We start from the raw sequence: 14,436 nt of genomic DNA on the forward strand, positions 1-14,436 counted from the left end.
CCTGAAATCGATTAAAGTCGCGACATACTCTCCGTGGGGCACTTGAAATTGAACGGGTCGCCTCCAACTCCTGAACACAACAACACAGTGGAGCTGCCATGAGCAACAAAGGGCAATTGTTACAAGACCCCTTCCTCAACGCCTTGCGTAAAGAACACGTTCCGGTCTCGATTTATCTCGTGAACGGAATCAAACTCCAGGGCCATATCGAATCCTTCGACCAGTACGTCGTCCTGTTGCGTAATACGGTGACGCAGATGGTCTACAAGCATGCGATTTCAACAGTCGTTCCTGCGCGCGCAGTCAACCTGAACATCGAAGCCGAGTCTGACTGATGCCGGAAAGCGTTCCCTCTTGACAGACGCGATCAGCATGCGTGCCGCGCTGGTTGGCATAGATTTCGGCAACACCGATTTCATTGCCACGTTGGAGGAGTTGTCCCTGTTGGCGAAATCCGCCGGCGCCGCCCCAATCATCACCGTCACCGGAAAACGCACGACCCCGGATACGGCACTGTTTGTCGGATCGGGCAAGGCTCAGGAAATTGCCCAGTTGGTGGTAGAGCATCAACTGGATATCGCCATTTTCAATCACGCGCTGACACCTGCGCAGCAGCGCAATCTGGAGCGCGTGCTGCAGACCCGGGTGGTGGATCGGACCAGCCTGATCCTGGACATCTTCGCGCAGCGCGCCAAGAGTCACGAAGGCAAGGTACAGGTTGAACTGGCGCAATTGCAGCACCTGTCGACCCGCCTGGTGCGCGGCTGGACGCACCTGGAGCGGCAAAAAGGCGGCATCGGCTTACGCGGACCGGGCGAGACGCAGTTGGAAACGGACCGTCGGCTGCTGGGGATTCGAGTCAAGACGCTGCGTTCCCGGCTGGACAAACTGCGTCGCCAGCATGAGACCCAGCGCCGTGCGCGCGGGCGCAGTGCCACCTTTTCCGTCTCGCTGGTGGGATATACCAACGCCGGGAAATCGACCTTGTTCAATGCCCTCACCAAAGGGGGGGTGTATGCAGCCGATCAGCTCTTTGCGACGCTGGATACGACCTCGCGTCGTATTTACCTTGGCGAAGCGGGGAGCGTGGTGATATCGGATACGGTGGGATTCATTCGGGAGTTACCGCACCAACTGGTAGCGGCGTTCGGCGCTACCTTGGCCGAAACCGTACAAGCTGATTTGCTGCTGCATGTAGTGGACGCCGCTAGCCCGGCGAGGCTGGAGCAAATTGCGCAAGTCAATGCCGTTTTGCAGGAAATCGGCGCCGATCACGTCCCGCAAATCCTGGTATGGAACAAGATCGATGCGACCGATCTGGGGCCAGCGGTCGAGCGTGACGAGTATGATAAAATTTGCCGTATTTTTATCAGCGCTCAGACAGGGAGCGGTTTGGATTTGCTGCGGCAGGCCATTGCGGAATTCGCACAGATGACCACCACGGCGCGTATCGATAAAGTACAGGTTGCGACGATAGCTGCTGAAATATGAACGATGTTAGCGGGCATTCCAACCCATAACTTAATAAGAGCCGGATCCTCATAGAATGCTTGTTTCCTTTTTAAAAAAACGCGGCTTGAGATTTTCACTGAACGATCCTCGCTGGGGGCGCGACTCCCAGGATGGCAATCAGCAGAATCAGCAGCAGGACGGCAGAAGGCCGAACGACGGCCCGCCGGACCTTGACCAATTGTGGCGTGACTTCAATCAGCGCCTGAACCGGTTGTTTGGCAATCGCAAGGGTGGCGGCGATTCCGGCAACGGCGGTGGTGGGTTCACGCCCGATATGAAGGGTACCGGCATCGGTGCCGGCGTGATCGCAATCATTGCGCTGTTCTTGTGGCTGGCGAGCGGCTTTTTCATTGTACAAGAGGGCCAGACCGGCGTCGTCCTGACATTCGGCAAGTACAGCCACATGTCGCTTCCGGGTTTTAACTGGCGCTGGCCGTATCCGATTCAGAGCCACGAAACCGTCAATCTTTCCCAGGTGCGCACGGTCGAAGTCGGCTATCGCTCGAATACCAAGAACAAGCAACTGCAGGAAGCGCTGATGTTGACTGAAGATGAAAATATCATCGACATCCAGTTTGCCGTGCAGTACACGTTGAAAAGCGCTTCCGAATGGTTGTTCAATAATCGCGACCAGGAAGAAACCGTGCGTCAGGTTGCTGAAACTTCGATTCGCGAGGTGGTTGGCAAAAGCAAGATGGATTTTGTTCTGTATGAGGGACGCGAGAAAGTCGCGCTCGACGTCAGCCAGTTGATGCAGCGCATTCTTGATCTGTACCAGACCGGCGTCCAGATCACCAATGTGACGATGCAAGGTGTACAGCCGCCCGAGCAGGTGCAGGCGGCCTTCGACGATGCAGTCAAGGCCGGGCAGGATCGTGAGCGGCAGAAAAACGAAGGGCAGGCATACGCCAATGATGTCATTCCGAAAGCGCGCGGCGCGGCTTCGCGGCTGATGCAGGAATCGGAGGCGTACCGCGCTCGCGTGGTAGCAACGGCCGAGGGTGATGCATCGCGCTTCAAACAGGTGCTGACCGAATATCAAAAGGCGCCGGCCGTCACCCGTGACCGCATGTACCTCGAATCCATGCAGCAAATATTCGCAAATACCACAAAAGTGATGATTGATGCCAAAGGCGGTAACAACCTGCTTTATTTGCCGTTGGACAAGCTTATTGCGCAGGCAGCGGCTACCGATCTGAGCAACGGTAAATCACCTGCTTTGGTGCCGGCCGCACCGGTCGTGCGCGACGGCAAGCAGGATGCCGAGATGCCGTCATCGCCCTCCGACAGCCGCCAGCGCGATGTACGCAACCGGGATTCGCGTCAACGGGAGGTTCGATAATGAACCGCCTCCTGACCTCCATCGTCCTGGGATTCATCGCGTTGTTCATTTTGCTGTCCACGGTATTTGTGGTTGACCAGCGCCAGTATGCGATCGTGTTCGCGTTGGGCGAAGTCAAGCAGGTGATCAATGAACCAGGGCTGCATTTCAAACTGCCCCCGCCATTCCAGAATGTGCTGTTTCTGGACAAGCGGATTTTGACGATTGATGCGGCCGATACCGATCGCTTCATTACGGCGGAAAAGAAAAATATTCTGGTCGATACTTTCGTCAAATGGCATATCACCGATCCGCGGCTGTATTTTGTCAGCTTCGGCAACGATGAGCGGCGCGCCCAGAACCGGATGGCGCAAATCGTCAAGGCGGCGCTCAACGAGGAAATCACCAAGCGTACGGTGCGTGAAGTGATTTCCGGCGAGCGCGGCAAGGTGATGGATGCAATCCGCAAGAAAGTACAGGACGAAGCGAAACAGATTGGCGTCGAGATCATCGATGTGCGCTTGAAACGGGTCGATTATGTCGATCAGATCAACGCCTCGGTCTATGACCGGATGAAATCCGAGCGTGCCCGGGTAGCCAACGAGTTGCGCTCGACCGGTGCCGCCGAGTCGGAGAAAATTCGGGCCGATGCCGACCGGCAGCGGGTGGTGATTCTGGCCGAAGCCTATCGCGATGCGGAGAAAATTCGCGGTGAAGGGGATGCGAAGGCATCGCGTACCTACGCCGAGGCATTTGGTCAAAATCCCGAGTTCTACAAGTTTTATCAAAGTCTTGAAGCTTATCGGGCTAGTTTCAAGACGCGCAGTGATCTGCTGGTGGTTGATCCGAATTCCGAATTCTTCAAGTATTTCAAGGCTCCTGGCGGCAGCGCCGCGGCGCCGAAGAAGTAGGTAATGCGGCAAATGTGAATTGCTGGAATTGAACGCAGATGCCGCCAGTTGAAGGCGGCGTCTGCGTTCGCGCGATCTTTTCCCGCATATGCGCCTCTGGATTTTTATGGCAGCACAGGGTGTTCGGATGGTAGATATGTCCGTCCAGCCTGATGTCTTGGTTAATCTCGCCAGTCCCGATTTGGCAGACTTTTTTTAAATTTTTCCTATGCCACATTGGGTTCTTCCTGAAAATATTGCCGATGTCCTGCCGTCCGAGGCGCGCAAGATCGAAGAGTTGCGGCGCCTCATGCTTGATCGCTTCCGCGTCTACGGCTACGAGTTGGTCATGCCGCCGATGCTGGAATATCTGGAGTCCTTGCTGACCGGCGCCGGACAGGACACCAATCTGCGCACCTTCAAACTGGTCGATCAAATATCGGGGCGAACCATGGGGGTGCGTGCCGACATGACGACCCAGGTGGCGCGGATCGATGCCCATTTGCTGAATCGGACCTCAATCACCCGCCTTTGCTATGCCGGCACCGTGCTGCGCACCCTGCCAAGCGGTCTGCATGCGACGCGCGAGCCGTTCCAGATCGGCGCTGAAATTTACGGCCACGCAGGGCTCGAAGCGGATGCCGAAATCCAGGAATTGGCGCTGGCCTGCCTAGCCCTGGCCGGAGTTTCGCAACTGCGTCTGGATTTATGCCATGTCGGAGTATTGCGCGCTCTGGTAGCCAACGACCCCGCCGCCAAGGAGTGTGAAGCGGAACTGTTTGCACTCTTGGGCGCCAAGGATATGCCTGGACTGCGCGAGATCAGCGCCCATTTTGACCCGGTCACGCGGGCCGCGTTGCTGGCGTTGCCCGGACTGTACGGTGATGCTGGGGTGATTGCCGAGGCGCGGCGGGTATTGCCGCCATTGGCCGGCATCCAGAAGGCGTTGGACGAGTTGCAGTCGCTGGTGGAACTGGCGGCAAGCGCGAACGTGACGATCGATCTGGCCGATTTGCGTGGCTATCACTACCACAGCGGCGTGATGTTCGCCGTGTACGTTCCCGGCCTTCCGAACGCAGTGGTGCGCGGCGGACGTTATGACCATGTTGGCGAAGCCTTCGGGCGGGCGCGCCCGGCAACCGGCTTTTCGATGGATTTGCGCGAACTGGCACGCCTGTTGCCGGTGGCCAGACGCAAGTGCGCAATTTGTGCGCCGTGGAGCACGGATCCTGACTTGCGCAGGAAAATTGCGGCATGGCGCGAAAACGGCGAGGTGGTGATTCAAAGCCTGCCTGGCCAGCAGACCAGCCCCGATGAATTCGATTGCGATCGGGTGGTGGTGGCTGAAAATGGAAACTGGATTCTCAAGGATTTGGATTAAGTAATGGTACAGAATAGTGTTGCGAAAAACGTTGTTGTCATTGGCACCCAGTGGGGCGATGAGGGCAAGGGCAAGATCGTCGATTGGCTGACCGACCATGCGCAAGCCGTGGTGCGATTCCAGGGCGGGCACAACGCCGGCCACACGCTGGTGATCAATGGTCAAAAAACTGCATTGCAACTGATTCCGTCCGGCATCATGCGCGCTGGCGTGGCCTGCTATATCGGCAATGGCGTTGTGTTGTCGGTGCCGGATCTGCTGCGCGAAATTGACAAGCTGGAAGCGATCGGCGTCGAAGTCATTTCCCGCCTGAAGATATCGGAGGCATGTCCGCTGATCCTGCCATATCACGTTGCGATCGATGTGGCCCGCGAAGCCGCCCGCGGGGACGCCAAGATCGGTACCACCGGCAAGGGCATCGGGCCGGCTTACGAGGACAAGGTGGCGCGGCGCGCTATTCGCGTGGCCGACTTGTTGGACGAACGGCGGTTTAGCGACAAGCTGCGCGAGAACCTGGATTACCACAATTTCGTGCTGAGTCATTTCCTGAAGGTGCAGCCGGTCGATTATCAAAAGACGCTGGATGATGCGCTGGCCACTGCGCCGCGTATCGCGCCCATGTTGGCGGATGTTCCCAGCGCACTGTATGCGGCGCATACCGCCGGCGGGCACCTGTTGTTCGAGGGCGCTCAGGGGAGTATGCTGGATGTCGACCACGGCACTTATCCGTTTGTCACGTCCAGCAACTGCGTTGCCGGCAACGCCGCGAGCGGCGCTGGTGTCGGGCCCAACATGCTGCACTATGTGCTCGGGATTACCAAGGCATATACGACGCGCGTCGGTTCCGGCCCGTTCCCGTCTGAACTGTCGACCGCCGACGGTGTTGGCAAGCATTTGTCGGCGGTCGGCCACGAATTTGGAACCGTCACCGGGCGCGCGCGCCGCTGCGGCTGGTTTGACGCGGCACTGTTGCGGCGCTCGGTGCAGATCAACGGCGTGACAGGCATTTGCCTGACCAAGCTGGACGTGCTGGATGGGTTGGAAAGGCTGCATCTGTGCACCGGGTACATGCTGGATGGTCGCCAGATCGACATTTTTCCGATCGGCGCCGACGATGCCGCGCGTTGCGTTCCGGTTTACGAAGAAATGCCGGGCTGGAAGCAATCGACGGTCGGCATCAAGGCGCTGGCGGAGTTGCCGCACAACGCGTTGGCTTACATCAAGCGCATCGAGCAGTTGACCGGAGTGCCGATCGACATGGTATCGACCGGGCCCGACCGGGAAGAAACCATCGTCTTGCGCCACCCATTCAAATAACAGGAAAGCACGAGACGACATATGGCCGAATCGACTGACAAGGACCTGTGGGTATCGTGGCGCGAATACCATCGCGCCATCGAGCGGTTGGCGCTGCTGGTGCATGAATCGGGCTGGAAATTCGACCAGGTGCTGTGCCTGGCGCGTGGCGGCTTGCGGCCGGGCGATATTTTTTCCCGCATCTTCGATGTGCCGCTGGCGATTCTTTCAACCAGTTCTTATCGGGAGGAGGCCGGCACGGTGCGTGGCAATCTGGATATTGCCAAGTACATCACGATGACCAAAGGTGCGCTCTCCGGCAAGGTGCTGCTGGTGGACGATCTGGTGGATTCCGGTGTGACGCTGGAAAAGGTGCAGCACCATCTGCAGGAAAATTTTCCGGCGGTGACCGAGATCAAGTCTGCCGTAATCTGGTGCAAGGGTTGCTCGGCGGTCAAGCCGGATTTCTATCTTGATTATTTGCCGACCAATCCCTGGATTCACCAGCCATTTGAAGAGTATGACGGTCTGCGGCCACACCAGTTGGCAGCCTGGATGAAGAAAGGGGAAGCCTGATATCCCCTTTTGCACCGCAACGCTCTGTTCCGAGCAAGGAGCGGCAAGCACGGGCAGCGGCAGACCAGCCGCCGCGCGCCCGTAAACGGAAAAACCCGTTGACGAATCAACGGGTTTTTCCGGTTTTACCTGGTGCCCACGGAGGGACTCGAACCCCCACACCTCGCGGCACATGGACCTGAACCATGCGCGTCTACCAATTCCGCCACGTGGGCCAACAAAGAATGCGATTATAGCGGAAATGCCTCGAAAGTCAAACTGCATACCGATTTTTTTCTCACGCCTTTCGGGCCTCGGGCAAAAATCGCGCCGCTCCGCTACACTGGCTTCCGATCGATCACAACTGAATTTCACAATTAAAGACACAAGCTTTTGAGCCAATATCCCTACACTATCCCCAGCCGCGAGGAAATTCTCGGCATTTTGCGCAGCGCGACCGCGTCGCACAACCTGAAATCCCTGGCTAAGGCGCTCGGCGTCCAGCATGAAGAACTGGATGGCCTGACGCGCCGCCTGAACGCGATGGAGCGCGATGGCCAGATCAGCTCGAACCGCGCCGGTTATTTCGAACTCAGCCATTTGCCGAATTTCATCGAGGGCAGGGTCAGTAGCCATCGCGATGGCTACGGCTTTCTGATTCCAGATGACGGCAGCGGCGACATTTTTCTGCCGGAAAAGGAAATGCAGAAGGTGCTGCATGGCGACCGGGTCCAGGCGCGCGTCACCGGCACCGACCGCCGCGGCCGGCCGGAGGGCACGATCGTCGAGGTGGTGCAGCGCGCCAATACCCACGTCATCGGCCGCCTGCTGAATGAAAACGGCGTCTGGGTGGTCGCGCCCGAAGACAAGCGGATCGGCCAGGACATCTTGCTGGCAGGTTCCCCCGGCAAGGCCAAGACCGGACAGGTGGTGAGCGTCGAACTGACCGAACAGCCGTCGCGCTATGCGCAGCCGGTCGGCAAGATCGTCGAAATCCTCGGCGACATCGACGACCCCGGTATGGAAATCGAAATCGCGGTGCGCAAGTATGGCGTGCCGCATGAATTTTCCGCCGCCGCACTGAAACAGGCGGCCCGGCTGCCGAGCGAAGTCCAGGCCAGCGAACTGGGCGAGCGTGTCGATTTACGCGACATTCCGTTGGTCACGATCGACGGCGAGGATGCCCGCGACTTCGATGATGCGGTGTACTGCGAGCCGATCAAGATCGGCCGCAGCAGCGGCTATCGCCTGATCGTCGCCATTGCCGACGTCAGCCACTACGTCAAGCCGAAGGACGCGCTGGATGCCGACGCACTGGAACGCAGTACCTCGGTCTATTTCCCGCGTCGAGTCATCCCGATGCTGCCGGAAAAGCTGTCGAACGGGCTGTGTTCGCTGAATCCCGACGTCGACCGCCTGACCCTGGTGTGCGACGCCGTTATCTCCGCCAAGGGCGAGATCAAGGCATACCAATTCTATCCGGCGGTGATCCATTCGGCGGCGCGGCTGACCTATACCGAGGTGGCTGCCATCATCGGCAACACCGCCGGCCCTGAAGCGGCGCGCCGGCCGGCACTGGTGCCGCATTTGCTGCACCTACATGAGGTTTACCAGGCGCTGCTGCAGGCGCGGCGGGCGCGCGGCGCGATCGATTTCGAAACGGTTGAAACCTATATTGTCTGCAATGCCGCCGGCAAGATCGAACAGATTCTGCCGCGCACCCGCAACGACGCCCATAAGGTGATCGAGGAGTGCATGCTGGCGGCCAACGTCTGCGCCGCCGATCTGCTGCAGCGCCACAAGCATCCGTCGCTATACCGGGTGCATGCAGTGCCGAGCAAGGAAAAGCTCGAGCAGTTGCGCACTTTCCTGAAACAGGTCGGCCTGCATCTGGCTGGCGGCGATGCGCCTGCCGCTTCCGATTATGCGGTGTTGCTGCCCAAGATCATGGGCCGCCCGGACGCGCTGCTGCTGCAGACCATGTTGCTGCGCTCGATGCAGCAGGCAGTCTACAGTCCGGAAAACATCGGTCATTTCGGCTTGTCGTATGAAGCCTATGCGCATTTCACCAGCCCGATCCGGCGCTATCCGGATCTGCTGACGCATCGCGCGATCAAGGCGATCCTGCAGGGCAAGCGCTACGATCCGAAAGGGATCGACGTCGAGAGCCTGAACGCGACGTTGTCGCCGGCCGCGCGCAAACAGCAGGTGCGAGACAAGGCCGAGGGCAAGAAAAAACGCGAGGGCGACCTCACGGTGTGGGAGTCGCTTGGAATTCACTGTTCCGCCAACGAGCGCCGGGCCGACGAAGCCTCGCGCGATGTCGAAGCCTGGCTCAAGTGCTATTTCATCCGAGACCGGCTGGGCGAGGAATTTACCGGCACCATTTCCGGCGTGACCAGTTTCGGCATCTTCGTCCAGCTCGATACGCTGTTTATCGAAGGTCTGGTGCACGTAACGGAACTGGGCGCGGATTACTTCCAATATGACGAGGCACGCCACGAATTGCGCGGCGAACGAACCGGCATCCGGTATCAGTTGACCGACCGCGTCAAGGTACAGGTGAGCCGGGTCGATCTGGATGCGCGCAAGATCGATTTGCGCCTGATGCACGAGCCGGCCATCAAGACCGTGCTGAAGAGCGAAGCGCGCCGCGCCGACGCCGAGCAGACACGGCGCGAACAACCGAAATCGGCGCCGCCGGCCAAGGCAGTCAAGGGCGGGAAGAGCGCCCCCGCGGCCAAAAAAGCCACGGCCCCGGCCAGATCCGCCGCCGGCGCCAGCCGCGCGGCGCTACTGAAACCACGCGCCAATCCCGCCAAGAAAAAACATTAAGCAATGAAAAGTAAAATGATCTTCGGCTTCCACGCCGTCACCGCGCGCTTGCGCCATGAAGCCTCGTCGGTCGAGGAAATCTATGTCGACGCCGGGCGCCACGACCGCCGCATGCAGGAATTGCTGCGCGCGGCGCAGGCGGCCAATGTCCGCATCATCCATGCGGATGATCAGCGTTTGAACAGCATCGTCGGCACGCGCCGCCATCAAGGCGTGGTGGCGAAAGCCGGCGAGCTGTCGCTGGCGCGCAACCTGGATGAATTGCTGGACGCGATCGACGGTCCGCCGCTGCTGTTGGTGCTGGACGGCATCACCGATCCGCACAACCTTGGTGCCTGCCTGCGCGTGGCAGATGGCGCCGGTGCGCATGCGGTGATCGCGCCCAAGGACCGCGCGGTGGGTTTGAATGCGACGGCGGCCAAGGTTGCCAGCGGCGCCGCCGAAACCGTGCCGTACATCACGGTGACCAATCTGGCGCGCACCCTGCGCGAGCTGAAGGAGCGCGACATTTGCCTGATCGGTACTGACGATACTGCCGAAAAGAGCTTGTACGAGGCCGATTTTTCCGGCCCGGCGGCTTTGGTGATGGGGTCCGAAGGCGAGGGCATGCGGCGCCTGACGCGCGAGACCTGTGATGTGCTGGTGAGCGTGCCGATGTTCGGTGCGGTGGAAAGCTTGAACGTGTCGGTGGCGTCCGGCGTCTGCCTGTACGAGGCGCGTCGCCAGCGTCTGGCGCGCGCCTGATCGTTCTTTGCGGCATCACAAGCGCGGCAGCGCCACCTGCTTTTATAATGCCGCGATGAAAGTGCGCTGGCCGCCGCGCCGATCCAGCACAGCGACTGGCGCGAACGCCCAGTGCAACCCTCTCGCCTCTTGAAGGACACCTCCGAGTTCCCATGCTTACCCGTATTCGCGAAGACATCGATAACATCATGGCGCACGACCCGGCCGCCCGCACGGTGTGGGAAGTCGCGACCTGCTATCCCGGCTTGCATGCGGTCGTCATGCACCGCTGGGCGCGCTGGTGCTGGCTGCGCGACTTGAAATGGCTGGGCCGTTTCATTTCCCATATAGCGCGCGGCCTGACCGGAATTGAAATTCATCCGGGCGCGACGATCGGCCGGCGCGTCTTCATCGATCACGGCTTTGGCGTGGTGATCGGCGAAACCGCCGAGATCGGCGACGACTGCACCATCTATCAGGGCGTGACGCTGGGTGGCACCTCCTTGCACAAGGGCGCCAAGCGCCATCCGACGCTGGGCAACAACGTCATCATCGGCGCCGGCGCCAAGGTTCTGGGCGCATTTACGGTGGGCGAGGCAGCCAAGATCGGCTCGAATGCAGTGGTGGTAAAGGAAGTGCCGCCGGGCGCCACCGCGGTCGGCAATCCGGCGCGCATCATCCAGAAGGAAACGATGGATGTGCGCGAAGAAGCGGCGGCGCGCATGTTTGCCGCCTACGGCGTGACGCCCAATGGCGATGATCCGCTATCGAAGGCGTTGCACGGCTTGATCGACAATGCCGCGATCCAGGAAGCGCAGATGATGAAGATCGTGGCGGCGCTGAAGGCGGCTGGCATCGGCTGCGAGACCTTGCCGGAACTGGATAAATTCAATCCGGCCGAACTGACCCGTCTGGTCGAGTGAGGCGCGCATGATGAACGACCAACCCGTGCCTGCGCCGTCGGCAGAGTCCGCGCTTGATCCGCTCGAGATTCGTGTCTTGGCGGTGCTGGCTGAAAAGGAAGCGCTGACCCCGGATAATTACCCGCTGTCGATCAATACCCTGACCAATGGCTGCAACCAGCTCTCCAGCCGCGATCCGGTGATGGCGCTGGAAGAGTCGGCGGTGCAGGAGGTGCTGGCGCGGCTGATCGAGAAAAAATTCGTCAGTGAAGTGCGGCAGGCCGGCGCGCGGGTGATCAAGTACGAACACCGCCTGCGCATCAAGTGGACGCTGCCGCAGGACAAGCTGGCGATCCTGGTGACGTTGATGCTGCGCGGCGCACAGACCGCTGGTGAAGTGCGCGCCCGTAGCGGCCGCCTGCATGAATTTGCCAGCGTGGCCGAGGTGGAAACCGGCCTGCAATTCCTGATCGATAAATACCCGCCCCTGGTAGCGCGCCTGGAGCGCGCCCCCGGCTCGAAGGAGGCGCGTTACGCGCATTTGCTGGCGGGACAGGATTCGCTGATTTCTCTGCAGGCAGCCGCGGTTGCCGGGCGCCCGGCGCCGATGGCGCGTGACGACCGGGTGGCGCAACTGGAACAGGAAGTGGCAGGCTTGCGGCTCGAACTGGAAGCGCTGGTGCAGCAGTTTGAGCAATTCAAGAAGCAGTTTGACTGACATCGGCCGTCAGCACCCGCCGCAGTCCTTGTGAAGGGTTATATACCCCATATTGTGCAGGCTGATTCCGGGCGAAACGCGATCGTTGTTTTGGCATACTCCCGTTATTTTGCACTATTGCCGTGCCGGCTTGGAGGCGCTTGGGCTGGATCAGCGCAGCGCCAGGCCGTCAAGACCGAAGCGATGCAATACGCCGTGCGCATCCAGCCCGATCCAGCCGCCGCGCGCCGGCGCCGCGTCGCAATCCCAATCCGGCAATACGTAACGCTGGCGCATGCCGGCTTGGCTGGCATATTCGTGGCGCGCCGGCCGGTGCGTGTGGCCGTGGATCATCCGGCTGCAGCCGCTCGCGGCGAATAATTGCGCAATCGCGCCCGCATTCACATCCATGATCTCGGCCGTTTTCAGGCGCTGTTCGGCGCGGCTGCTGTCGCGCATGCCGGCGACGATGGTTTTGCGCTGCGCCAGCGGCAGCGCCAGAAACGCCTGCTGCCAAGCGCTCTGGCGCACCTCGGCGCGAAATTTCATATAGCCGATGTCGTCGCTGCATTGGGCGTCGCCATGGGCGAGGACGATCCGGCATGGGCCGGACGCGCCGGCCAGCCCGGCAAATTCGGCGACGAATGGATCAGGCAGCAGCGTCAGGCCGGCCGCCGCCGCGAATTCCGGGCCCACCAGGAAGTCGCGATTGCCCGCCATCCAGAACACCGCCACGCCGGCGTCGGCCACGGCGCGCAGGGCGTCGACGATGCGGCGGTTGAATGGGTTGGCAATGTCATCGTCGCCGACCCAGGATTCAAACAGGTCGCCCAGCAGGTAGAGTCGCTGCGCCCGCCGCGCATGCAGTTCCAGGAAATCGAAAAATGCCTGGGTGGTGCGCGGCAGCGAGGGCTGCAAATGCAAGTCGGAAACAAATAGCGCAACCATTTCCGGTTGCGCCGAATTGCTTGTTACGGCCGGCCGCGCGTTCAGTGCAGGCATCGTGCTTGGCCGGCGTGGGTTTGCCGCTGGCGGCTCAGACCACTTCCGCTTTTTCGATGATCACGTCCTCGACCGGGACATCGGCGTGCATGCCGGCGCGCGTCGTCTTGACCGCCTTGATGCGATCGACCACCTCGGTGCCTTCGACCACCTTGCCGAACACGCAGTAGCCCCAGCCGTCCTGCCCTGGGTAATCGAGGAAGCTGTTGTTCTTGATATTGATGAAGAACTGCGCCGATGCCGAATGCGGATCGGAAGTGCGCGCCATGGCAATACTGTATGGCTCGTTCCTGAGGCCGTTGGCGGCTTCGTTTTCCACTGGGGCGTTGGTCGGCTTCTGCTTCATGCCGGGTTCGAAGCCGCCGCCCTGGATCATGAAACCGTCGATCACGCGATGGAAGATGGTGCCGTCGTAGTGGCCGGAGCCGACGTAGTCGAGGAAGTTGGCGACGGTTTTCGGCGCCTTGTCGGCGTCCAGTTCGATTTTGATGTTGCCGTGGTTGGTGGTGAGCAGAACAGCCATGGGATTTCCTGTTTGTTGGAGAGGGAGGATTGAAATGCGTTACTTGACGAGCGCGGCCGACTCGATCACGACCGGCGTGGCCGGCACGTCGCGGTACATGCCGCTGCCGGTGGTCTTGACCTGGCGAATCCGGTCGACCACTTCCGTGCCCTTGACGACCTTGCCGAACACCGCGTAACCCCAGCCATCCTGGCTTGGGTAATCCAGCGCCGCGTTGTTGGCAACATTGATGAAGAATTGCGCGGTGGCCGAATGTGGGTCCGAGGTGCGCGCCATTGCCACTGTGTAGGCCACGTTCTTCAGGCCGTTCTTGGCTTCGTTCGGGATCGGCTCGCGGGTAGGCTTCTGCTGCATGTTGGCGTCGAAGCCGCCGCCCTGGATCATGAAGCCATTGATGACGCGATGGAAGATGGTGCCGCTGTACTGGCCCTCCTTGACGTAGCGCAGGAAGTTATCCACGCTTTTCGGCGCTTTTTCCGGGTACAGTTCCAGCACGATCTCGCCCATGCTGGTTTTCAGTGCGACCTGCGGCGCTTCGGCCGCATGGGCGATGCCGATGGCGCCGGCCAGTGACAGCATGCCGAGCAGGGCGGTGAATTTGCGGCGTGAATCTTGCATCTTGGTTCCTTGAAAAAATACAATATGCAGGGAATGGAGGTCAATGGCTTGGTAGTGCTTGAGTAGTGCCATCAGGCACGAGCGGCGCCAGGTTTTCGGTGCCGCGCGGCGACGGCGCCAAGTTTCATCAATGCTATACTCCGCAAAAAGCCATTTTATCAAAATACTCTCGCAAGAGAGA

14 protein-coding genes and 1 tRNA gene are annotated in these 14,436 nt (G+C 60.1%); 11 read left to right on the top strand and 4 right to left on the bottom strand.

Features of this window, described 5'->3' with window-relative positions; all coding sequences use genetic code 11:
* Positions 1-98: 98 nt before the first annotated feature.
* The 7 genes from hfq (at position 99) to ACK2VC_RS16130 (ending at position 6,976) form a co-directional block, all read left to right on the top strand.
* Complete coding sequence (hfq, locus tag ACK2VC_RS16100) at positions 99-335, top strand: RNA chaperone Hfq (RefSeq protein ID WP_486731391.1); 237 nt, start codon at positions 99-101, stop codon at positions 333-335.
* Between the two features lie 37 nt (positions 336-372).
* Positions 373-1,491 carry a GTPase HflX gene (gene hflX, locus ACK2VC_RS16105; protein WP_486733263.1) on the top strand — a complete coding sequence of 373 codons (1,119 nt, stop codon included), beginning with the start codon at positions 373-375 and terminating at the stop codon, positions 1,489-1,491.
* Between the two features lie 55 nt (positions 1,492-1,546).
* A complete protein-coding gene (hflK, locus tag ACK2VC_RS16110) occupies positions 1,547-2,854 on the top strand; it encodes an FtsH protease activity modulator HflK (RefSeq protein WP_486731392.1) in 1,308 nt (435 codons plus the stop codon).
* Positions 2,854-3,744, top strand: coding sequence for a protease modulator HflC (gene hflC / locus ACK2VC_RS16115; RefSeq protein ID WP_486731393.1), 891 nt, complete (start codon positions 2,854-2,856; stop codon positions 3,742-3,744). Before hflK ends, hflC begins: the two co-directional genes overlap by 1 nt.
* Positions 3,745-3,952: 208 nt before the next feature.
* A complete protein-coding gene (locus ACK2VC_RS16120; protein WP_486731394.1) occupies positions 3,953-5,104 on the top strand; it encodes an ATP phosphoribosyltransferase regulatory subunit in 1,152 nt (383 codons plus the stop codon).
* A gap of 3 nt (positions 5,105-5,107) precedes the next feature.
* Positions 5,108-6,421, top strand: a complete 1,314-nt coding sequence (locus ACK2VC_RS16125; RefSeq protein WP_486731395.1) for an adenylosuccinate synthase — start codon at positions 5,108-5,110, stop codon at positions 6,419-6,421.
* Positions 6,422-6,442: 21 nt separating this feature from the next.
* Positions 6,443-6,976 carry a phosphoribosyltransferase gene (locus ACK2VC_RS16130; protein WP_486731396.1) on the top strand — a complete coding sequence of 178 codons (534 nt, stop codon included), beginning with the start codon at positions 6,443-6,445 and terminating at the stop codon, positions 6,974-6,976.
* Positions 6,977-7,106: 130 nt separating this feature from the next.
* Here ACK2VC_RS16130 and ACK2VC_RS16135 read toward each other — a convergent pair.
* Positions 7,107-7,191: transfer RNA gene (locus ACK2VC_RS16135), tRNA-Leu, on the bottom strand.
* Positions 7,192-7,348: 157 nt separating this feature from the next.
* Here ACK2VC_RS16135 and rnr point away from each other — a divergent pair.
* From rnr to ACK2VC_RS16155, 4 genes are all read left to right on the top strand, one after another.
* Complete coding sequence (gene rnr, locus ACK2VC_RS16140; protein WP_486731397.1) at positions 7,349-9,790, top strand: ribonuclease R; 2,442 nt, start codon at positions 7,349-7,351, stop codon at positions 9,788-9,790.
* A 3-nt stretch (positions 9,791-9,793) separates the two neighbouring features.
* Complete coding sequence (gene rlmB / locus ACK2VC_RS16145; protein WP_486731398.1) at positions 9,794-10,534, top strand: 23S rRNA (guanosine(2251)-2'-O)-methyltransferase RlmB; 741 nt, start codon at positions 9,794-9,796, stop codon at positions 10,532-10,534.
* Positions 10,535-10,686: 152 nt separating this feature from the next.
* A complete protein-coding gene (gene cysE / locus ACK2VC_RS16150) occupies positions 10,687-11,436 on the top strand; it encodes a serine O-acetyltransferase (protein WP_486731399.1) in 750 nt (249 codons plus the stop codon).
* 10 nt (positions 11,437-11,446) lie between these two features.
* Positions 11,447-12,133, top strand: coding sequence for a YceH family protein (locus tag ACK2VC_RS16155; RefSeq protein ID WP_486733264.1), 687 nt, complete (start codon positions 11,447-11,449; stop codon positions 12,131-12,133).
* Between the two features lie 150 nt (positions 12,134-12,283).
* On the opposite strand, the gene ACK2VC_RS16160 is transcribed toward ACK2VC_RS16155, so the two are convergent.
* The 3 genes from ACK2VC_RS16160 to ACK2VC_RS16170 form a co-directional block, all read right to left on the bottom strand.
* Complete coding sequence (locus ACK2VC_RS16160; protein ID WP_486731400.1) at positions 12,284-13,060, bottom strand: UDP-2,3-diacylglucosamine diphosphatase; 777 nt, start codon at positions 13,058-13,060, stop codon at positions 12,284-12,286.
* Positions 13,061-13,148: 88 nt separating this feature from the next.
* Complete coding sequence (locus ACK2VC_RS16165; RefSeq protein ID WP_486731401.1) at positions 13,149-13,637, bottom strand: peptidylprolyl isomerase; 489 nt, start codon at positions 13,635-13,637, stop codon at positions 13,149-13,151.
* Between the two features lie 39 nt (positions 13,638-13,676).
* On the bottom strand, positions 13,677-14,255 hold the full coding sequence (locus tag ACK2VC_RS16170; protein WP_486731402.1) for a peptidylprolyl isomerase: 579 nt from the start codon (positions 14,253-14,255) through the stop codon (positions 13,677-13,679).
* Between the last annotated feature and the right edge of the window lie 181 nt (positions 14,256-14,436).

This window comes from Herbaspirillum sp. WTB6 (genome assembly GCF_057457785.1).

Bases quoted from the DNA above. Each gene is read 5' to 3' on its own strand.
- ACK2VC_RS16125 (WP_486731395.1), top strand. From the start codon at position 5,108: ATGGTACAGAATAGTGTTGCGAAAAACGTTGTTGTCATTGGCACCCAG.
- ACK2VC_RS16120 (WP_486731394.1), top strand. From the start codon at position 3,953: ATGCCACATTGGGTTCTTCCTGAAAATATTGCCGATGTCCTGCCGTCC.
- hflK (WP_486731392.1), top strand. From the start codon at position 1,547: ATGCTTGTTTCCTTTTTAAAAAAACGCGGCTTGAGATTTTCACTGAAC.
- rlmB (WP_486731398.1), top strand. From the start codon at position 9,794: ATGAAAAGTAAAATGATCTTCGGCTTCCACGCCGTCACCGCGCGCTTG.
- ACK2VC_RS16155 (WP_486733264.1), top strand. From the start codon at position 11,447: ATGAACGACCAACCCGTGCCTGCGCCGTCGGCAGAGTCCGCGCTTGAT.
- cysE (WP_486731399.1), top strand. From the start codon at position 10,687: ATGCTTACCCGTATTCGCGAAGACATCGATAACATCATGGCGCACGAC.
- ACK2VC_RS16130 (WP_486731396.1), top strand. From the start codon at position 6,443: ATGGCCGAATCGACTGACAAGGACCTGTGGGTATCGTGGCGCGAATAC.
- ACK2VC_RS16160 (WP_486731400.1), bottom strand. From the start codon at position 13,060: ATGGTTGCGCTATTTGTTTCCGACTTGCATTTGCAGCCCTCGCTGCCG.
- hfq (WP_486731391.1), top strand. From the start codon at position 99: ATGAGCAACAAAGGGCAATTGTTACAAGACCCCTTCCTCAACGCCTTG.
- ACK2VC_RS16165 (WP_486731401.1), bottom strand. From the start codon at position 13,637: ATGGCTGTTCTGCTCACCACCAACCACGGCAACATCAAAATCGAACTG.
- ACK2VC_RS16170 (WP_486731402.1), bottom strand. From the start codon at position 14,255: ATGCAAGATTCACGCCGCAAATTCACCGCCCTGCTCGGCATGCTGTCA.
- hflC (WP_486731393.1), top strand. From the start codon at position 2,854: ATGAACCGCCTCCTGACCTCCATCGTCCTGGGATTCATCGCGTTGTTC.
- hflX (WP_486733263.1), top strand. From the start codon at position 373: ATGCGTGCCGCGCTGGTTGGCATAGATTTCGGCAACACCGATTTCATT.